Origin of the sequence: Amycolatopsis acidiphila, from assembly GCF_021391495.1 — a bacterium.
Lineage (GTDB): Bacteria > Actinomycetota > Actinomycetes > Mycobacteriales > Pseudonocardiaceae > Amycolatopsis_E > Amycolatopsis_E acidiphila.
Window position 1 is genome coordinate 4298157 of the sequence record NZ_CP090063.1, and the last position, 19371, is coordinate 4317527.

At 71.5% G+C, this 19371-nt stretch carries 19 protein-coding genes; 7 read left to right on the forward strand and 12 right to left on the reverse strand.

What is annotated here, in order from left to right; translation table 11 throughout:
• Nucleotides 1-136: 136 nt before the first annotated feature.
• Entirely contained in the window at nt 137-793 is a 657-nt protein-coding gene (locus LWP59_RS20925) for an acVLRF1 family peptidyl-tRNA hydrolase (RefSeq protein WP_191334777.1), read from the reverse strand.
• The gene (locus LWP59_RS20930) at nt 790-2352 is read right to left on the reverse strand and encodes a deoxyguanosinetriphosphate triphosphohydrolase family protein (RefSeq protein WP_144642488.1); all 1563 of its coding nucleotides are present in this window, start codon (nt 2350-2352) and stop codon (nt 790-792) included. Before LWP59_RS20930 ends, LWP59_RS20925 begins: the two co-directional genes overlap by 4 nt.
• A gap of 164 nt (nt 2353-2516) precedes the next feature.
• Here LWP59_RS20930 and LWP59_RS20935 point away from each other — a divergent pair, with 164 nt between their 5' ends.
• Nucleotides 2517-4220, forward strand: coding sequence for a GGDEF domain-containing protein (locus tag LWP59_RS20935; RefSeq protein WP_144642489.1), 1704 nt, complete (start codon nt 2517-2519; stop codon nt 4218-4220).
• Here the strand turns inward: LWP59_RS20935 and LWP59_RS20940 are convergent.
• The 8 genes from LWP59_RS20940 to LWP59_RS20975 all read right to left on the reverse strand — a co-directional run bounded on the left by LWP59_RS20940 (nt 4217) and on the right by LWP59_RS20975 (nt 11332).
• On the reverse strand, nt 4217-4744 hold the full coding sequence (locus tag LWP59_RS20940; protein WP_144642530.1) for a snapalysin family zinc-dependent metalloprotease: 528 nt from the start codon (nt 4742-4744) through the stop codon (nt 4217-4219). The two genes, LWP59_RS20935 and LWP59_RS20940, sit on opposite strands and share 4 nt — an antisense overlap.
• 186 nt (nt 4745-4930) lie before the next feature.
• Nucleotides 4931-5326, reverse strand: coding sequence for a metal-sulfur cluster assembly factor (locus tag LWP59_RS20945; RefSeq protein WP_144642490.1), 396 nt, complete (start codon nt 5324-5326; stop codon nt 4931-4933).
• 75 nt (nt 5327-5401) lie between these two features.
• Nucleotides 5402-5845 (reverse strand): Fe-S cluster assembly sulfur transfer protein SufU, encoded by a 444-nt coding sequence (gene sufU / locus LWP59_RS20950; RefSeq protein ID WP_144642491.1) that lies wholly within the window; start codon nt 5843-5845, stop codon nt 5402-5404.
• Nucleotides 5845-7143 carry a cysteine desulfurase gene (locus LWP59_RS20955; protein ID WP_144642492.1) on the reverse strand — a complete coding sequence of 433 codons (1299 nt, stop codon included), beginning with the start codon at nt 7141-7143 and terminating at the stop codon, nt 5845-5847. Before LWP59_RS20955 ends, sufU begins: the two co-directional genes overlap by 1 nt.
• Before the next feature lie 38 nt (nt 7144-7181).
• Nucleotides 7182-7943 (reverse strand): Fe-S cluster assembly ATPase SufC, encoded by a 762-nt coding sequence (sufC, locus tag LWP59_RS20960; protein ID WP_144642493.1) that lies wholly within the window; start codon nt 7941-7943, stop codon nt 7182-7184.
• Nucleotides 7944-7978: 35 nt separating this feature from the next.
• Nucleotides 7979-9145: a Fe-S cluster assembly protein SufD gene (gene sufD / locus LWP59_RS20965; protein ID WP_144642494.1), complete on the reverse strand. Its 1167-nt coding sequence runs from the start codon at nt 9143-9145 to the stop codon at nt 7979-7981.
• A gap of 1 nt (nt 9146) precedes the next feature.
• Complete coding sequence (gene sufB, locus LWP59_RS20970; protein ID WP_144642495.1) at nt 9147-10595, reverse strand: Fe-S cluster assembly protein SufB; 1449 nt, start codon at nt 10593-10595, stop codon at nt 9147-9149.
• Entirely contained in the window at nt 10592-11332 is a 741-nt protein-coding gene (locus LWP59_RS20975; RefSeq protein WP_186383403.1) for a helix-turn-helix transcriptional regulator, read from the reverse strand. Before LWP59_RS20975 ends, sufB begins: the two co-directional genes overlap by 4 nt.
• A 115-nt stretch (nt 11333-11447) precedes the next feature.
• On the opposite strand from LWP59_RS20975, the gene mptB reads away from it, so the two are divergent.
• From mptB to LWP59_RS21000, 5 genes are all read left to right on the forward strand, one after another.
• Nucleotides 11448-13055, forward strand: a complete 1608-nt coding sequence (gene mptB, locus LWP59_RS20980; protein ID WP_144642497.1) for a polyprenol phosphomannose-dependent alpha 1,6 mannosyltransferase MptB — start codon at nt 11448-11450, stop codon at nt 13053-13055.
• 24 nt (nt 13056-13079) lie between these two features.
• Nucleotides 13080-14006 (forward strand): ABC transporter ATP-binding protein, encoded by a 927-nt coding sequence (locus LWP59_RS20985; RefSeq protein WP_144642498.1) that lies wholly within the window; start codon nt 13080-13082, stop codon nt 14004-14006.
• 56 nt (nt 14007-14062) lie between these two features.
• Nucleotides 14063-14788 (forward strand): ABC transporter permease, encoded by a 726-nt coding sequence (locus LWP59_RS20990; protein ID WP_186383405.1) that lies wholly within the window; start codon nt 14063-14065, stop codon nt 14786-14788.
• Between the two features lie 51 nt (nt 14789-14839).
• Nucleotides 14840-15814 (forward strand): COX15/CtaA family protein, encoded by a 975-nt coding sequence (locus tag LWP59_RS20995; RefSeq protein WP_144642500.1) that lies wholly within the window; start codon nt 14840-14842, stop codon nt 15812-15814.
• Nucleotides 15815-15951: 137 nt separating this feature from the next.
• Nucleotides 15952-16881 (forward strand): acyl-CoA desaturase, encoded by a 930-nt coding sequence (locus LWP59_RS21000; protein ID WP_144642501.1) that lies wholly within the window; start codon nt 15952-15954, stop codon nt 16879-16881.
• Nucleotides 16882-16907: 26 nt separating this feature from the next.
• Here LWP59_RS21000 and LWP59_RS21005 read toward each other — a convergent pair whose 3' ends face one another.
• Complete coding sequence (locus tag LWP59_RS21005; protein ID WP_144642502.1) at nt 16908-17222, reverse strand: hypothetical protein; 315 nt, start codon at nt 17220-17222, stop codon at nt 16908-16910.
• Nucleotides 17223-17313: 91 nt separating this feature from the next.
• Here LWP59_RS21005 and LWP59_RS21010 point away from each other — a divergent pair, with 91 nt between their 5' ends.
• Nucleotides 17314-18285 (forward strand): quinone oxidoreductase family protein, encoded by a 972-nt coding sequence (locus LWP59_RS21010; RefSeq protein ID WP_144642503.1) that lies wholly within the window; start codon nt 17314-17316, stop codon nt 18283-18285.
• Nucleotides 18286-18363: 78 nt separating this feature from the next.
• Here the strand turns inward: LWP59_RS21010 and hpnH are convergent, their stop codons facing one another.
• Nucleotides 18364-19368 carry an adenosyl-hopene transferase HpnH gene (gene hpnH / locus LWP59_RS21015; protein WP_144642504.1) on the reverse strand — a complete coding sequence of 335 codons (1005 nt, stop codon included), beginning with the start codon at nt 19366-19368 and terminating at the stop codon, nt 18364-18366.
• Nucleotides 19369-19371 lie beyond the last annotated feature (3 nt).

The window sequence follows — 19371 nt, forward strand, 5'->3', positions numbered from 1 at the left end:
GGCGGGCGGATGAGGGCAGCGTGCGGTGGCCCGGCGTCAGGCCGGGCGCGAACCGCTATTCCCTGAGAATCTCCAGGTACCCCACACGACCAGTGTAGCGAGCGGGGGCCACCGGTCTTCCCCGCGGTGGCCGGGCTCACCCCGGCCGGAGCAGGATCTCCACGTCCCGTGCGCGCTCCGCGGCTTCGTCGAGCACCGCCCGCCGTGGCTCGACCACGTCCAGAACCCGTTGTGCCGCAAGGGCGAACAGCGGTTCGAGCCGGCTGTCGCCACGCAGCTCGTCGAGCGCGTGCCGGTCCCCGCCGAGCACGACGGCGGCCAGTTCCGCCAGCCGCGGGACGAGCACCTCGACGCCGTCGTCCGCGACGTCGCGCATCGCGTGCCGGGCCTGTTCCTCGCGCCGCCGGGCGAACCGCTGCTGCGACCAGCCGCCCGCGGCCGACCGGCCGTGCACGTGGTGCCGGTCGGTGCGCGAGAGGAGGACCTTGCCGTTCTCGGCGATCCCGAGGCTGTGCGCCCCGAGCCGCACCAGCAGCAGGCCGATCCGGCGGGGGCGCTTCGCGTGGACGACCAGCCGGACGGTCGGCGGCCCGGTGCCGGTCAGCGGCGGGAACGGCACCACCACCGTCGCCGTCGCGCCGTTGCCGCCCGTCACGACCACTTCGGTCTCGGTCGCCGCGGTGTCGCTGATCCCGCCGTTGCGCCGGGCGAAGCCGTCGAACCAGCCGGCGAGCCGCTCCGGTGACACCTGCACCACCCGGCCCCCGCCCGGCGCCTCCCGCCCGCCGGTCATAACACGAACGAGTCCGACCACGGCTGGGAAGACCGGCCCGACAGCGCGTCCAGCAGGGACACCGCCTGCCGGTCGGTCAGCGAGGACACGAAGTCGATCACCGCCCGGCCGCGCGCGAGCCCGCGCACGGCGTCCTCGCCCGTGACCGGTTCGCCGGTCGCGCCGACGAGCAGCTCCGGCGAGACCGAGGCCAGCTCGGTGAACTCGGCGTACGCCAGCTCGACCAGGTCGTGCAGCCGGCGCGGCAGCCTCGACTCCTCGTCCCGGTCGCCGAGCCAGGCGTCGAGCGCGTCGACCAGGGTGGTGATCAGGCTGGCCTGCCCGCGCTGGTGCAGCGCCAGCTCGGGCCGCAGCAGCACGAACTGGCGGTGCACGAACTTGAGTACAGCCACCTCGTGCCACTGCGCCGGGCGCAGCGTGACGTGCCCGGACCGGGTGCTCGGCGACTCCAGCACGGTGATCCCGCCGACCAGCCGCGAGGTCCACCGCGCGGAGAACGCTGCGGTGGCCTGCTCGGCCTCGATCGAGCCGTCGAACCCGCTGGCGAGCAGGCCGTCGACCAGCTCGGTGTGCACCCGCGCGACCGCGTCGGCGAACGCGTCGTCGTCGACGACCCACGAGTCGCGCGCGTGCATCCGGCGGCGCAGCAGCTCCAGCGACCGGCCGGGCCGCCGCGTCTGGGCCGCGAGCGTCGCACTGTCCAAACCGGCCAGTTCGAGCGCGTGCGCCAGCCACTGCCCCAGCTCGGTGGCGACCGGGGCGTGCTGCAGCACGCCGATCCGGTGGAAGTCCTGGATGTCGTGGATGGCGTAGGCGATGTCGTCGGCGGTGTCCATCACCGAGGCCTCGATCGTCTGCTGCCACGGCTCGATCAGCCCGGCGTACGGTGCCCGCGCCCCCTCCACGTCGTCGAGCTCGGTGCTGTAGGCGGAGAACTTGCTCGACCCGGTGCCCGGCGCGTCGGCGGGCTCGGCGGCCCCGCGCGGCGGGTTCGGCATCGCCGAGGGGTGCGGCTCGGGCCGGTGCAGCCGGGCCCACGGGTACTTCAGCACCGCGGCGCGCACCGCCGCCGTCAGGTCGAGGCCGACCGCGGACGGTCCGCGCACGTCGGTGGTGGTCAGGATGCGGAAGCTCTGCGCGTTGCCCTCGAACCCGTCGGCGAGGCCGAAGCGGTGCCGGGCCACCCGGTCGAGCACCTGCTCGCCCAGATGCCCGAACGGTGGGTGCCCCAGGTCGTGGGCGAGCGCCGCGGCCTCGGCGACGTCCGGTTCGAGGCCGCCGAACTTGCCGATCAGCTCGGCCGCGTCGGGCGTGGCGAGCAGCCGGTCGCTGATCGCCCTGGCGACCTGCGCGACCTTCAGGCTGTGCGTGAGCCGGTTGTGCAGCAGCCCGGACCCCGCCGCGCTGACGACCTGGGTGACCCCGCCGAGCCTGGCGAAGAACGGGGACGCCACGATCCGGTCGCGATCGGCGCGGAACGGGTTGTCCGCCAGATCCGACCAGGTGGTGGCGGCCTCCGCCGCGTCATCCCTGCGGCGGGCCCGGAGATCGCTGTCCATCCGGCAAGGCTAGCGACGCGCGGCGGGCCCGGCGCGACCGCCACGTCCCGGATGCTGGGAAACCGCCCGGCGATACGGCCGTTCCGGCGAACTCTCGGGACGCCCCGGTGAACATCAGTCGACATCTGTGGAGAAACGCCGTCTGACCGGCGAGTATCGGCTTCGTGCGCGCGTCCCCGAATGCCGTCCGGTTCGCCTTCCAGCCGTTGTACAGCCTGCACACCGGCGGCATCGTCGCGCTCGAAGCCCTCGCCCGCCCTGTCAAGGGCTCGGTGCACGAACTGCTCGACCGCGCGCACCGCGAGCAACGGCTGGCCGAGGTCGACGTCGCGCTCGCCGCCGACGCGGTGCGGGCCGAGGCCCGGCACGAGACGTTGCTCCCCCTGCACCTGAACCTGACCGCGCCCACCGCCGCCGCGCCCGAGACGGCGTTCGACCCGCTGCTCGACGCGCTCGCGCGGGCCCGCCGCCGGCCCCGCGAGGTGGTGCTGGAGATCGGGCCGCCGTTCGCGCAGGTGTGGCCCGAGCAGCTCCTGGCCGGCCTGCACCGGCTCGCCGAGCTCGGCTTCCGGCTCGCGCTCGACGGCCTCGGCCGCGCCGACCTGCCGTTCGCCCTGCTCGCCTCCGCACCCGTCGACCTGCTGAAGCTGGACCGCACCGTGCTGGGCGCCCTGCCGTCCAACGCCGCGTCCGTCGCGGTCGTGGAGTCGCTGCTGCACTACACCTCGCGCACGAACACCAGGCTCGTCGCGACCGGTATCGAGACAGAGGCCCAGCTGACCGCCGTCCGGAAACTGGGGGTCCGGATCGCGCAGGGCAACCTGTTCGCTCCGGCCGCCGACGGCGTCAACTGGACCCACCTGCTCACCCCCGCCACCCCCGAACCCGACGAGCGGGCGGTGCCGGGGTCTCTGGCCGCCCCGCGGGTGCGGGACTTCCTGCGCCCGGCGAGCACCCTGCCCCAGGCGGCGACCTGTGACGAGGTGCGCACCGCGCTCGCCGCGGGCGACGAGCCGACCGGCATCGTCGGCGTCGACGAGCACGACCGTCCACAGTGGTCGGTGGACCGGACGCGGTTCCTCGTCGCGGTCACCGGTCCCTACGGGCACGCCCTGCACGCGAGGCGCCCGGCCGCCCGGCTGGCGGACTCGCCGCACGTGATCCACGCCGACGCCGGCGCGCTGGAGCTGCTGGAGCTGGTCACCGACGCCGACTGGGGCCGCACCGGCGACGACGTGGTCGTGGTCGACGAGCAGGGCCGCTGCCTGGGCGTGGTGCTGGTGACCGAGGTCGTGCGCGGGGTGGCCGAGGCGAAGGTCGAGGAGGCCGCGGCGCTCAACCCGCTCACCCGGCTGCCCGGCAGCGAGACCGTCGCCCGCGACATCGACCGCCGGATCGCCTGCCGCGAGCCGTTCGTGACCGCCTGGCTCGACGTCGACTCGTTCAAGGCCGTCAACGACAACGCCGGGTTCGCCGCGGGCGACGACCTGATCCGCGCGCTCGGCCGGACGCTGACCGACCTGGCCTCGCGGCTGCCGCGGATGACCGTGAGCCATGTCGGCGGGGACGACTTCCTCATCGCCTGCGACGTCGACGAGATCGGCAAGATCGCGGGCGCGCTGCTGGACACGCCGTGGTCCGCCGAGGGCATGCCGGTCACGGTGTCGCTCGCGACCCTGGTGTGCGCCACCTCGACCATCTCGTCCTACCGCGAGGCCTCCCGGCGCCTGGCGCCCCTGAAGAAGCGCGCGAAGGCCGTGCCGGGGTCGAGCTGGGTGCTGGGCCGCCCGGACACCGAGCGGGTCGAGATCCTGCGGGGCCGCCGCCCCCTGCCCGAGCCCCGGCCGATCCTCGACCACACCGCTTAGCGCGCCGCCCGTTCGGGGCCGGCCGCGGCGAAGCCGTTCACCCAGTTCTGCTGGACCTGCGCCGCCTCCGCGGCGTCCGGGACGGCGTTCGTGCACGACGTGCCGGGACCGTGCCCGGACATGATCTCCGAGCAGGGACCGGTGTAGTCGTCGGGCAGCCCGAGGTTGTGGCCCAGTTCGTGCGCGGCGATCCTGGTGGGGGCGAAGCCCTCTTCGACCTGCTGCCGGTCGATGTAGACCTGGCCGTGCCCGTGGCCGTCGGTACTGGTGTAGGAGCCCTGCCCGTCGTCGGTCTCGTGGAACACGATCGTCGCCGAACCGCCCTTGACCAGCCGCACGTCGGACACCGCCGCGTTCCAGTTCGTCGCCGCCTGGTCGATCTGGGTGAGGTAGTCCGGCGCGCCGGCCGAGCTGTAGTACAACGTGGTCACCCCGGCCGCGTCCGCGCTCGCGCCCAGACCGAGCTGGACGCCGAACGGGAGGGCCACGGCCAGCGCCCCCACGAGCACCCGCCTGCCAAGCATGCCCATCACCCTCCTTGCGGTTGGGAATTCACGTGCAAGGGAGACGATAGGGATGCTCGGTCCCCCTTCAATACCACCGAAAGTACTGAAGGGGCACCGCAGCCGAGCGCGAAGCACGGCGACCGGCGAACCGGCGCGAAGAACCCCTCCCCGGCCGAGGCCGGGAAGGGGTTCTCGCGAAACGAACTAGACGGTGAAGCCGAGGGCGCGCAGCTGCTCGCGACCGTCCTCGGTGATCTTCTCCGGGCCCCACGGCGGCATCCACACCCAGTTGATGCGGAAGTCCTTGACCACGCCCGCGCTCCCGACGAGCACCGACGCCGTCTGGTCCTCGATCACGTCGGTCAGCGGGCAGGCCGCCGACGTCAGTGTCATGTCCAGCGTCGCGGTGTTGTCGGCGTCCACGTGGATGTCGTAGACCAGGCCGAGGTCGACGACGTTGATGCCGAGCTCGGGGTCGACCACGTCGCGCATGGCCTCTTCGATGTCCTCGATCTTCGCCACGTCACCGCCGGGCTGCGCCTGCTCGGGCAGGTCGGCGGCCGAACGGCCCTCGCGGGTCTGCGTCTGTTCCTCGGTCATGCCGTCGCTCCCTCTGCGTTCTCGCGGGACACCCGCACCCGGTCGGTCCTCGCCCGGCGCGCTCCCGTTTCGCACTCACTCATCCAGGCCTCCGGTCTTGACGAGCGCGTCCTTGAAAGCCATCCATCCCAGTAGAGCGCATTTCACCCGCGCCGGATACTTGGCGACCCCGGCGAACGCGACGCCGTCCTCGAGCACGTCCTCGTCCGGCTCCACCTGGCCGCGCCCCTGCATCAGCTCGACGAACTTGTCCATCGTCTTGAGCGCCTCCCCCACCGGCTTGCCGACGACCAGGTCGGTCAGCACCGAGGTCGAGGCCTGGCTGATCGAACAGCCCTGCCCGTCGTAGGAGATGTCGGCGACGGTGTCCCCGTCGAGCTTCAGCCGCAGCGTCACCTCGTCGCCACAGGTCGGGTTGACCTGGAACGACTCGGCGTCGAAGGGGTCGCGCAGGCCGCGCCCGTGCGGGTGCTTGTAGTGGTCCAGGATGATGTCCTGGTACATCGACTCCAGGTTCATCAGGCCACTCCGAAGAAGCGCTGCGCCTCGCGGACCCCGCGCACCAGGGCGTCCACTTCGGACAGATCGTTGTACAGGTAGAACGTGGCGCGCACGGTCGCGGGCACCTGGCACACCCGATGCAGCGGCCACGCGCAGTGGTGCCCGACGCGCACCGCGATACCCAGGCTGTCGAGCACCTGGCCGGCGTCGTGCGGGTGCACGCCGTCGATCACGAACGCGATCGTCGCGCCGCGGTCCTTCGTGTCGCCAGGACCGATCAGCCGCACGCCCTCGATCTGCGACAGCCCGGCGAGCGCGGCCTCGGCGAGCGCGTGCTCGTGCTCGGCGACCTTGTCCATGCCGATCGCGGTGAGGTAGTCCACCGCGGCACCGAGCCCGACCGCCTGCGAGGTCATCGGCACCCCCGCCTCGAACTTCTGCGGCGGCGGCGCGAACGTGGTGCGCTCCAGGGTGACCAGCTCGATCATCGAGCCGCCGGTCAGGAACGCCGGCATCGCCTCGAGCAGCTCGCGCCGTCCGTAAAGGACACCGATCCCCGACGGGGCGAGCATCTTGTGCCCGGAGAACACCGCGAAGTCCACGTCCATCCGGTGGAAGTCCACCGGGAAGTGCGGCACCGACTGGCACGCGTCGAGCAGGGTCAGCGCGCCGACCTCCCGCGCCCGGCGCACGATCGGCTCGACCGGGTTGATCGTGCCGAGCACGTTCGACTGGTGCACGAACGCGACCAGCTTGGTGCGCTCGTTGACCAGCTCGTCCAGGTTGGACAGGTCGAGGCGGAACTCGTCGGTCAGGTCGAACCAGCGCAGCGTCGCCCCGGTGCGCTGGCACAGCTGCTGCCAGGGCACCAGGTTCGCGTGGTGCTCCATCGCGGTGATGACGATCTCGTCCCCGGGCCCGACGACGAAGCGCTTCGCCGCGGGATCCGGTTCGGTGGCCGCGTTGCTCATCGCGTAGGCGACGAGGTTGATGCCCTCGGTGGCGTTCTTGGTGAACACCAGCTCGCCCTGGTCGGCCCCGACGAACTCGGCTGTCCGCGCCCTGGCGTACTCGTAGGCGTCCGTGGCCTCCTCGGCGAGCTGGTGCGCCCCGCGGTGCACCGCCGCGTTGGAGGTCTCCAGGAACTTCCGCTCGGCGTCGAGGACCTGGACCGGCCGCTGCGAGGTGGCGCCGGAGTCGAGGTACACCAAGGGTTTCCCGTCGCGGACGGTACGCGACAGGATGGGGAAGTCGGCGCGCACCGCAGCGACATCCAGCGACGTGGCCGTCGTGTTGGCGTCCGAACTCGTGGTCACGCGCCAACTCCTCTCTCGGTGTCAGTTCGGGGGAAAGCTCAGATGGCGGCAGCACCCACGTACTTGACGTAGCCGTTCTCCTCCAGCTCGTCCGCCAGCTCCTTGCCGCCGGACTCGACGATCCGCCCGCCCGCGAAGACGTGCACGAAGTCCGGGGTGATGTGGCGCAGGATCCGGGTGTAGTGGGTGATCAGCATGACGCCGGTCTCGCCCGACGCCTTGTACTCGTTGACGCCCTCGGAGACGATCCGCAGCGCGTCGACGTCGAGGCCCGAGTCGGTCTCGTCCAGGATCGCGATCTTCGGCTTGAGCAGCGCCAGCTGCAGGATCTCGTGACGCTTCTTCTCTCCGCCGGAGAAGCCCTCGTTCACGCTGCGCTCGGCGAACTCGGGCGAGATCTCCAGCTTGGTCATCTCGTCCTTGACTTCCTTGACCCAGTGCCGCACCTTCGGCGCCTCGCCGCGCACGGCGGTGACGGCGGTGCGCAGGAAGTTCGACATGGACACGCCGGGCACCTCGACGGGGTACTGCATCGCCAGGAACAGCCCGGCGCGCGCCCGCTCGTCGACCGTCATGTCGAGCACGTTCTCGCCGTCCAGCAGCACCTCGCCGGAGGTCACCTCGTACTTGGGGTGCCCGGCGATCGCGTAGGACAGCGTCGACTTGCCCGAGCCGTTGGGGCCCATGATCGCGTGGGTCTCGCCGGGGCGGATCGTCAGGTTGACGCCCTTGAGGATCTCCTTGGCGCCCTCGTCGGTCGTGACGCCGGCGTGCAGATCCTTGATTTCCAGTGTGGCCATGAGGTTTCTTTCGTCTTTCGTGGTGGCGGGGAAGGTCAGCTGCCGACGGCTTCGAGCTCGGTCTCGATCGCCTGCTGAAGGCGCTCGCGCACCTCCGGGATGTCGATCTTCATCAGGATCTCGTGGAAGAACCCGCGGACCACCAGCCGGCGTGCGGTCTCCTCCTCGATCCCGCGCGACTGCAGGTAGAACAACTGCTCGTCGTCGAATCTTCCCGTCGCACTCGCGTGCCCCGCGCCGGCGATCTCGCCGGTCTCGATCTCCAGGTTCGGCACCGAGTCGGCGCGCGCGCCCTCGGTGAGCACCAGGTTGCGGTTGAGCTCGTAGGTGTCGGTGCCCTCGGCCGCGGCGCGGATCAGCACGTCGCCGATCCACACGGCGTGCGCGCCGTCGCCCTGCAGCGCGCCCTTGTACATCACGCGCGACTTGCAGTTCGTCTCCGCGTGGTCGACGAACAGCCGGTGCTCCTGGTGCTGCCCCGCGTCGGCGAAGTACAGCCCCAGCATCTCGACGTCGCCGCCCCGGTCGGCGAAGGTCGCCGTGGGCGACACGCGCACCAGGTCCCCGCCGAGGGTGACCACGATGTGCTTGAGCGTCGCGTCCTTGCCGAGCGCCAGGTGCTGCTCGGAGACGTGCACCGCGTCGTCGGCCCAGTCCTGCACGCTGACCACGGTCAGCGTCGCGCCCTCGCCGATGACGAACTCGATGTTGTCGGCGTAGGTGCCCGAGCCCACGTGGTCGAGCACGATCGCGGCTTCGGCGTAGGCCTCGGCCCGCACCTGCACGTGCCCGTAGGCGGTGCTGCCCACACCCGGGCCGGTCAGCCGCAGCACCGTCGGCTTCGACGCCCGCGTCTCCTTCGGCACCGTCAGCACGGTCGCCGAGGTGAACGACGAGTACGCCTGGGCGGCGATCCGGTCACTGGGCTGCCCGGCCTGGCCGAGGCGGTTGTCCTCGCGGCCGACGGTCTCCACGCGCACCTCCGGCGCGGCGTCGGCGTCGACCTTGACCTCGCCGTCGGCGACCGCGGTGCCGTCGTGCAGGCCCCGCAGCCGCTTCATCGGGGTGAACCGCCAGTTCTCCTCGCGGCCGCCGGGAACCTCGAAGGCCTCGACGTCGTACCCGGTGTAGCGCTCCGCGCGGGAAGTGGCCGGGACGGTGACCTCCGCGGCTTGCGCGACGTTGTTGCTTGCCACCGTCATGTCAGCCGACGGCTCCTTCCATCTGCAGTTCGATCAGGCGGTTGAGCTCGAGCGCGTACTCCATCGGCAGCTCGCGCGCGATGGGCTCGACGAACCCGCGGACCACCATCGCCATCGCCTCGTCCTCGGTGAGGCCGCGCGACATCAGGTAGAACAGCTGGTCCTCGCTCACCTTCGACACCGTCGCCTCGTGCCCCATGGACACGTCGTCGTTGCGGATGTCGACGTAGGGGTAGGTGTCCGAGCGGGAGATGTTGTCCACCAGCAGCGCGTCGCACTTCACCGTCGAGCGCGAGTGGTGCGCCCGCTTGGCGACCCTGACCAGGCCGCGGTAGGAGGTGCGGCCGCCGCCGCGCGCCACCGACTTCGACACGATCGTCGAGGAGGTGTGCGGGGCCAGGTGCTCCATCTTCGCGCCGGCGTCCTGGTGCTGGCCCTCGCCCGCGAACGCGACCGAGAGGACCTCGCCCTTGGCGTGCTCGCCCATGAGGAACACCGACGGGTACTTCATCGTCACCTTGGAGCCGATGTTGCCGTCGATCCACTCCATGGTCGCGCCCTCTTCGCACTTCGCGCGCTTGGTGACCAGGTTGTAGACGTTGTTCGACCAGTTCTGGATCGTCGTGTAGCGGCAGCGGCCGCCCTTCTTCACGATGATCTCCACGACGGCCGAGTGCAGCGAGTCCGACTTGTAGATCGGCGCGGTGCAGCCTTCGACGTAGTGCACGTAGGCGTCTTCGTCGACGATGATCAGCGTCCGCTCGAACTGGCCCATGTTCTCGGTGTTGATCCGGAAGTAGGCCTGCAGCGGGATGTCCACGTGCACGCCCTTCGGCACGTAGATGAACGAGCCGCCGGACCACACCGCGGTGTTCAGCGCGGAGAACTTGTTGTCCCCGGCCGGGATCACCGAGCCGAAGTGCTCCCGGAAGATCTCCGGGTGCTCCTTGAGCGCGGTGTCGGTGTCCAGGAACAGCACGCCCTGGGCCTCGAGGTCCTCGCGGATCTGGTGGTAGACGACCTCGGACTCGTACTGGGCCGCGACGCCAGCGATGAGGCGCTGCTTCTCCGCCTCCGGGATGCCGAGCTTGTCGTAGGTGGCCTTGATGTCCTCGGGCAGCTCGTCCCAGCTCGCCGCCTGCTTCTCGGTCGAGCGGACGAAGTACTTGATGTTGTCGAAGTCGATGCCCGAGAGGTCGGCGCCCCAGTTCGGCATCGGCTTGCGCTCGAAGAGCTTCAGCGCCTTCAGGCGCGCCTCGAGCATCCACTCCGGCTCGGACTTCTTGGCGGAGATGTCGGTGACGACATCGGTGTTCAGCCCGCGGCGGGCGCTCGCGCCCGCGACGTCGGAGTCGGCCCAGCCGAACGCGTAGTTGCCCAGGGAGTCGATCGTCTGTTCCTGGGTCAGCGGCGCGGTGGCGGGATTGCGCTGCTCGGCAGCGGCAGTCATGCGCTTCCTCCATCCGGAGTTCGTGCTCGTTGTCCCTGCGGGCTCTCCGCCGGGACGTGGGTCGTGCACACGGAGTCACCGTGTGCGATGGTCGCCAGTCGCTGCACGTGGGTGCCGAGCAGCTTGGCGAATGCCTCGGTCTCCGCCTCGCACAGCTGCGGGAACTCAGCTGCGACGTGGGCGACCGGGCAGTGGTGCTGGCACAGCTGTTCGCCGCTGCCGACCTGACGGGTCGACGCAGCGTAACCCTCCCTGGTCAGCGCTGCGGCCAAGGCCTCGGCGCGCCGTGCCGGCTCGGCCGGCTCGGTGACCGCGCTCTCGTGCGGCTCGACCAGCGAGGCGACCCGGCGCTCGGCGAACGCCCGGACCGCGTCCTCGCCCGCGTGCTCGGCGAGGAACCGGATCGCGGACACGGCGAGGTCGTCGTAGGCGTGCCCGAACCGCGCCCGTCCCGCCTCGGTGAGCAGGAAGAGCTTGGCCGGACGGCCGCGCCCACGCGGGCCGCGCCGGGACGCGTCCCTCGTTTCGGCCTCCCCGTCGGCCAGCAGTGCGTCGAGGTGACGCCGCACCGCCGTCGGGGAGATGCCCAGCCGGTCCGCGACCACGACCGCGGTCATCGGGCCGTCCTCCAGCAGGAGGCGGGCCACTTCGTGCCTGGTCCGCCCCTCGGCCGTCGCCTGGGCGGGCACGGCCGCACCCGGAGCCGGGTGCTCCTGAGGTGTGCCGCTGTTTTTCACAACATAAGTGTGTCGTATTTCCGGCCGGGAGGCAAAGACAGATCAACCGTCAGTGACCGGGGTCACCGTCACCGCCCTCAACGGAGCCGTTACGCCCCGCCGCTAGTCTCTTCTCGTGGTAGTTGGCGAGCCGGACACCGGGGAGCGGCCTGCCGCGTCGCCGGTGGGGCCGCCGGCGACCGGGCCCCTCGAGAAGAACGAGCTGCGGGCACTCGACGTGATCCGGCGGTTCGGCACGGTCGGGGCACTCTTCCTCGCCCTGGGCTCCCTCGGCGCCGGGGCCGCGCCGGTGCTCAACCCGGTGCAGGACATCCCCGTGCTGCGGCTGTTCTCCCGCATCCCGACCGTCTCGCTCGCCATCGCCTTCACCGGCATGGGCATGCTCGTCATCGGCTGGCTCATGCTGGGCCGGTTCGCCCGGCCCGGCCGCGCCCGGCTGGTCAGCCGCGCGCAGCTCACCCGCACGCTGGTGATGTGGCTGACGCCACTGATGTTCATCCCGCCACTGTTCTCCCGCGACGTCTACAGCTACCTGGCCCAGAGCGAGATCGTGCACCGCGGGATGGACCCGTACGCGCTCGGCCCGGCGCAGGCGCTGGGCGTCGGCGACCCGCTGACCAGCGGCGTGTCGAACATGTGGCGCGAGACCCCGGCGCCGTACGGGCCGCTTTTCCTCAAGCTGGGCAGCTGGATCTCCGGGATCGTCGGCGACGACATCGTCGCCGGGGTGCTGCTGCAGCGCGCGATGGCGCTGGTCGGCGTGGTGCTCATCATTTGGGCGCTGCCGCGGCTGGCGCGCCGGTTCGGGGTCGAGCCCGCGACGGCGCTGTGGCTCGGCGCGGCCAACCCGCTCGTGCTGTTCCACCTGGTCGCCGGGGCGCACAACGAGGCGCTGGGCATCGGGCTGATGGTGGCCGGGCTGGAGCTGGGCATCCGGCGGCTGCCGGTGCGGGTGGCGGGCGACACGCCGCCGCCGCTGGCACGCGGGGAGATCCTGTTCATCGTGCTGGGCGCGGTGGTCATCACGCTGGGTGCCGCGGTCAAGATCAACGCGATGATCGCGCTCGGCTTCTTCGGGGTGATGATCGCGCGGCGCTGGCACGGCAGGCTCGCCGACCTGCTCAAGGCGTGTGCGCTGATGAGCGCCGTGTTCGCCGTCGTGATGGTGGCGCTGTGCTACGGCACCGGGCTCGGCTTCGGCTGGGTGGGCGCGCTGGGCACGCCGGGGCTGGTGCGCAGCTGGATCTCCCCCACCGCCGAGCTCGCGAACCTCGGCGGGGTGCTGGGCATCGCGCTGGGGCTGGGCAACCACACCGACGCGCTGGTGTCCATCGTGCAGACCGCGGGCACCATCGTGGCCGCGCTCATCACGCTCAAGTTCCTGTGGGACAGCTTCCGCTGGCGCTACCGTCCCATCATCGGGCTCGGCGTGTCACTCGGCGCGTTCATGATGCTGCACGTGGCGATGCAGCCGTGGTGGCTGCTGTGGGCGGTCATCCCGCTCGCCGCCGCGGCGGGCACCTCGCGCTTCCGTGTCGCGGCGATGATCGTCAGCGCCGTCGTCGCCTTCCTCGTCGCCCCACCGGGCAGCAGCTTCGACGGCCGCGCGTACGTGCCGCTGCAGGCCTATCTCGCCGCGCTCGTCGTCGTGGTGATCGCCCTGCTGGTGGTGCGGCGCACCGCGCCGATGCTGCTGAAGCGGGACGCGAAGCCGGTCACATAGCAAGGGGTCGTAGGCTTGTCGGTCGTGAGCACACCTGCCGTCGAGATCACCGGGCTGGTGAAGCGCTACGGCGCCAAGACCGCGGTCGACGGCCTGGACCTGAAGATGGACCGGGGCCGCCTGCTCGCCCTGCTCGGGCCCAACGGCGCCGGCAAGACCACCACCGTCGAGATCTGCGAGGGGTTCCTGCGCCCCGATGCCGGCCGCGTCCGCGTGCTGGGCTTCGACCCGGCGCGCGAGGGCGCGGCGCTGCGCCCGCGCATCGGCGTGATGCCGCAGGGCGGCGGGGCGTATCCGGGGGTGCGGGCCGGCGAGATGCTCGGGCTGGTCGCCTCCTGCGCCGCGCGACCGCTGGATCCCGCGTGGCTGCTGGAGATCCTCGGCCTGTCGCAGGTCCGCCGCACCCCGTTCAAACGCCTCTCCGGGGGCCAGCAGCAGCGCCTGTCGCTCGCCTGCGCGCTCGTGGGGCGCCCGGAGCTGGTGTTCCTCGACGAGCCGACCGCGGGGATGGACCCGCAGGCCCGCCGCCTGGTGTGGGACCTTCTGGGCGCCCTGCGCGCCGACGGGGTGAGCGTGCTGTTGACCACACACCTGATGGAGGAGGCCGAGGCGCTGGCCGACGACGTCGTGATCGTCGACCACGGCAGGGTCATCGCGGAGGGCACGCCCGCCGCGCTCACCGCCGAGGAGGGCGACGCGGCGCAGCTGCGGTTCAAGGCCCGCGCCGGGCTCGACACCGAGCTGCTCTCGGCCGCGCTGCCGGAGGGGTACAAGGTGCACGAGCCCACCCCGGGCAGCTACCACGTGCTCGGCCACGTCGACCCCCAGGTCGTCTCGACCGTGACCTCGTGGTGCGCGCAGCAGGGCGTGCTGGCGGAGGAGCTGCACGTGGGCAAGCGGGACCTGGAAGAGGTCTTCATCGAGCTGACCGGACGGGAGCTGCGCTCGTGAGCACGTTCGCCCCGGGCACCTTCACGCCCGAGCCCGGCGCCGGGCGACGCGGCCGGATGCTGCTGACGCACGCGAAGGTCGAGACGAGCCTCACCCTGCGCCACGGCGAGCAGATCCTGCTGACGCTGCTGATCCCGCTCGCGCTGCTGATCGGCCTGACGCTGCTGGACATCCTGCCGACCGGCGACCTCGGCCAGGTGTCCAAGGTGGACTGGGTGACGCCGCGGATCTTCGCGCTGGCCGTGATGTCCTCGGCCTTCACCGGGCAGGCGATCGCGCTCGGCTTCGACCGGCGCTACGGCGTGCTCAAGCGCCTGTCGGCGACGGCGCTGCCGCGGTGGCTGCTGGTGGCCGGGCGGATCGTGGCCGCGCTGGTGGTGGTGCTGCTGCAGGTCGTCGTGCTCGGCCTGGTGGCGGCGGCGATGGGCTGGTCCCCCTCCGGCGCGGGGCTGGCCGAGGCGGTGCTGCTGCTCGTGCTGGGCACGCTGAGCTTCGGCGCGCTGGGCGTCCTGCTGGGCGGGTCGCTGCGGGCCGAGGCGGTGCTGGCCCTGGCGAACATCGTGTGGTTCGTGCTGCTGCTCGCGGGCGGCATCCTGCTGGCCCCCTCCGCGCTGCCCTCGGGCGTGGCGGCCGTCGTGGAGCTGTTGCCCTCGGGCGCACTGGCCGAAGGCCTGCGCGAGGCACTGGTGAACGGCACGCTCGCCTGGGAGCCGGTCGTGGTGCTGCTGGCCTGGGGCGCGGTGGCGGGCGCCGTCGCGACGCGCACCACTCGCCTCACCTGACCGGGCGGGGTGCTGTCCATGGGACCAAGGTCCCGCGCCTATCCTCGATCCGTGGCTGTGAACTCCCTCGTCGCCCGGTTGCCCCTCCCCTCGCGCGCCGTCCAGAAGGCCGTGGGCATCGCGGCGGTGGTGGCGCAGGCCGGGATCGGCGTTACCGGGTCGGTCGTCCGGGTCACCGGGTCCGGCCTGGGCTGTTCGACCTGGCCGCAGTGCCAGCCCGGCAGCATGGTCCCCGTCGAGCACTCCGAGTACCACACGCTCAACCAGTGGATCGAGTTCGGCAACCGGATGCTCACCGGCGTGGTCATCGCCGTCGCCGTGCTGGCCGTGCTCACCGCGTGGCGCGTGCACCTCGCCACGCCCCGCAAGCGGCTCCTCGTGCTCGCCTGGACGATGCCCGGCGGTGTCGTGCTGCAGGCCGTCGTCGGCGGGATGACCGTGCTCGCGAAGCTCGAGTGGTGGACCGTGGCGATCCACTTCCTCGTCTCCACCCCGCTCATCTGGCTCGCGGTGCTGCTGCTGCACGGTTTCCTCGAAGGCGACGAGCCGCCCCGCAGGCTCGTCCCGCCCATCGCGCGCGCCTTCCTGACCGCCCTCGTCGTCGCGATGTGGGCGATCCTGGTCGCCGGCACCACCGTCACCGGCGCGGGCCCGCACGGCGGCGATGCCAACACCCACCGCCTCGACGCGCCGATCGAGACGCTCGCCCGGATCCACAGCGGCATCCTGGTGGTGTACCTGATCGTGCTCGCCGTCTTCGGCCTCACCCTGTTGCGCACGGGCGCCCCGCAGCGCCTCTGGCGCCGCTACGGCGTCGTGTGGCTGGTCGCCGTCGCGCAGGGTGTCCTCGGCGTCGTGCAGTACGCGCTGGGCGTCCCCGAAGCCCTCGTCTCGCTGCACGTCCTCGGCTCGGCGCTGGTCATCGTGGCGACAGCGGCGTTGTGGTGCGGCGCGCGCGACCGCGGGGCACCACCGGTCCGTGACGTTTTCCCGCAACAGTCAGGGGAACTCACCGCGGCGGGGTGACACGGCAGGACCGCAACAGGTCATACTGCCGTAACGCCGCAGCGGTGTAGGCGCCAGACCGAGGCACTAGGCTCAGGGCTGGCAAAAGGGCGGATTGTCCGGCTTCCGCCCCGGAACGGAGTGAGGTCATTTCCCGCATGAGTGCCACCGACATCCGACCCGGCGCGAAACCCCTGGTCTCGCACAGCCGGTCGACCGGCCAGATGATCGTGCTCAAGGCGTTCCTGCTGATCCCGTTCGCCGCGTTGCTCGCCGCCCTGCCGCTGGCCTGGGGGTGGGGCCTGAACTGGCTCGACCTCGCGCTCGCCGCGGCGTTCTACGCCGTGGCCACCCTCGGGGTGACCGTCGGGTACCACCGCTACTTCACCCACGGCGCGTTCAAGGCGGGCCGCCCGCTGCGGGTGGCGCTGGCGATCGCGGGCAGCATGGCCGTGCAGGGCTCGGTGATCTTCTGGGTCGCGAGCCACCGCCGCCACCACGCGTTCGCCGACCGCGACGGCGACCCGCACTCCCCCTGGCTGTTCGGCACCTCGCCGGCCGCCCTGCTGCGCGGCTTCTGGCACGCCCACATGGGCTGGATGTTCCAGCGCGAGGTCACCAACTACGACCGCTTCGCCCCGGACCTGGTCGCCGACCGCGACCTGCGGGTGGTCAACCGCTACTTCTGGCTGTGGATCACGCTGAGCCTCGCGCTGCCGGCGGTGCTGGGCGGCCTGCTGAGCTGGTCGTGGTGGGGCGCGGTCACCGCGTTCTTCTGGGCCGGGCTGGTGCGCATCGCCTTCCTGCACCACGTGACCTGGTCGGTGAACTCGATCTGCCACATGGTCGGCGACCGGCCCTTCGCCAGCCGCGACAAGGCGGCCAACTTCTGGCCGCTGGCGATCCTGTCGATGGGCGAGTCCTGGCACAACTCCCACCACGCCGACCCGACCTGCGCCCGGCACGGTGTGCTGCGCGGCCAGGTCGACGTGTCGGCCCGGGTGATCTGGTTCTTCGAGAAGCTCCGCTGGGCGCGCGACGTCCGGTGGCCCAAGCCCGAACGGCTCGCGGCCAAGCGGATCGCCTGACCGGATGGCCGGGCCCGCCCGCCGGGCTAGCGCCGGCCCGCGGGCCCGGCCATCCGGTGGCGGTGCTCGGCGCCGATCTTGACCGCGTTCACGGTCGCGGCGTCCCATTCGGCGAGTTCGAGGCCCTCGACCGCCTCGACGAGCGCCTCGCCGGTGGCCGGGGCGGGCACGATCACGTCGCCCAGCGCGCCGTCGGCGCCGACGAGCACGACACGCGCGCCCGCCCGGCCGATGTTCTCCACCACGCCCTTGGCGGGCTTGCCGTGGTCGGCGACGAACCTGCGCGCCGAGGCCAGCTGCTTCGCGGTCGGCGCCGGGGTCTTCTCGTTCTCTTCAGCCACGTGCAGCATCCTAAGGGCTGCGGCGGAACATCTCAGCGGGTGTGAGACTTGGGACCTGACAGACCCGTATCCCACGCATGCAGGAGGACCCATGCCCACGGCAGTGCAGATCCGGCAGACCGGCGGCCCCGAGGTGCTGGAGGTCGCCGAGGTCGAGATCGGCGACCCGGGGCCGGGTGAGCTGCTGGTGGACGTCGCGGCCGCGGGCGTGAACTACATCGACACCTACCACCGCAGCGGGCTCTACCCGATGGAGCTGCCGCTCACGCTCGGCCTCGAGGGCGCGGGCACCGTCGCCGCGGTCGGATCCGGTGTGCCGGACTTCGAGCCCGGCGACCGGGTCGCGTGGCAGGGGCAGATCGGCAGCTATGCCGCACAAGCCAAGGTGGCCGCGAAGATCGCCGTGCGGGTGCCGGACGGCGTCCCGGACGAGACGGCCGCCGCGCTGATGCTGCAGGGCATCACCGCGCACTACCTGGTCCGCTCGACGTACGAGGTCGACGACGGCGACGACGTCCTGGTGCACGCGGCCGCCGGTGGCGTCGGCCTGCTGCTGACCCAGCTGGCGAAGGCCCGCGGGGCGCGGGTGATCGCCACGGTGTCCACCGAGGAGAAGGAGAAGCTCGCCCGCGAGGCCGGCGCGGACGACGTGATCCGGTACGACCAGGCCGACTTCGCCGAGCGGACCCGCGAGCTGACCGGCGGCGAGGGTGTCGCGGTGGTCTACGACGGCGTCGGCAGGACGACGTTCGACGGCAGCCTCGCGAGCCTGCGCGTGCGGGGCGTGCTGGCGCTGTTCGGCGCGGCGAGCGGTCCGGTCCCGCCGGTCGACCCGCAACGCCTCAACAAGGGCGGCTCGCTGTACCTGACCCGGCCGACCAGCGCGCACTACGTGCGCACTCGCGAAGAGCTGGACTGGCGCGCGGGCGAGCTGTTCCAGTCCGTTGTGGACGGTTCGCTGAACGTCCGGGTGGGGCACCGCTATCCGCTGGCCGACGCCCGCCAGGCGCACGAGGACCTGCAGGGCAGGCGGACCACCGGGAAGCTCCTGCTGCTGCCCTGAGCGCCGTGGAACGGACCGGACCGCCAGGCTCGAGGCCTGGCGGTCCGGGAACCGCGGTCGCGGGACGGCCGCACCGCCTCAGGCGCCGACCGCGGCGCGGATCGTCTCCTTCAGCGAGCTGGTGGTCGCGATGACCGCGGTGGGCTCGTAACCGCAGTGCGCCATGCAGTTGGCGCACCGGGGGTCCTTGCCCCGGCCGAACTTGTCCCAGTCGGTCTCCTCGATCAGCTCGCGCCAGGTCTTGGCGTAGCCGTCGTCGAGCAGGTAGCACGGGCGCTGCCAGCCCAGCAGCGAGTAGGACGGGATGCCCCACGGCGTGCACTCGAAGTCCTTCTTGCCCTCGATGAAGTCGAGGAACAGCGGCGAGTGGTTGAGCCGCCACTTCTTGCGCCGCCCGTCGGCGAAGGCCTTCGAGAACAGCTCACGCGTCTGCTGCACGCCGAGGAAGTGCTCCTGGTCGGGCGCCTTCTCGTACGCGTAGCCCGGCGAGAGCTGCATGTTGTCCACGCCGACGACGTCGTTGAGGTAGTCCAGCACGTCGATGACGTCCTGCGGGGTGTCGGTGTTGAAGAACGTCGTGTTCGTCATCACCTTGAACCCGAGGTCCTTCGCCATCTTGATCGCGTCGATCGCCGCCTGGAAGCCGCCCTCCTTGCGCACCGAGGCGTCGTGCTTCTCCTCGAGGCCGTCGATGTGCACCATCCACGCGAAGTTGCGGTGCGGCTTGAACTTGTGGATGTGCTTGGACAGCAGCAGCGCGTTCGTGCACAGGAACACGATCTTGCCCCGCTCCAGCAGGATCCGGGTGATCTCGTCGATCTGCGGGTGCATCAGCGGCTCGCCGCCGGCGATGGAGACCATCGGCGCGCCGCTCTCCTCCACCGCCCCGATGGCCTGCTGCACCGGCATCCGCTGCTTGAGCAGATGCGCGGGCTGCTGGATCTTCCCGCAGCCACCGCACTTGAGGTTGCACGCGTACAGCGGTTCCAGCTCCACCAGCACCGCGTACTTGTCCCTGCGCTGCAACTTCTGCTTGGCCAGGTAGGCGCCGAGCCGGATGGACTGACGCAACGGCATTGCCATGAT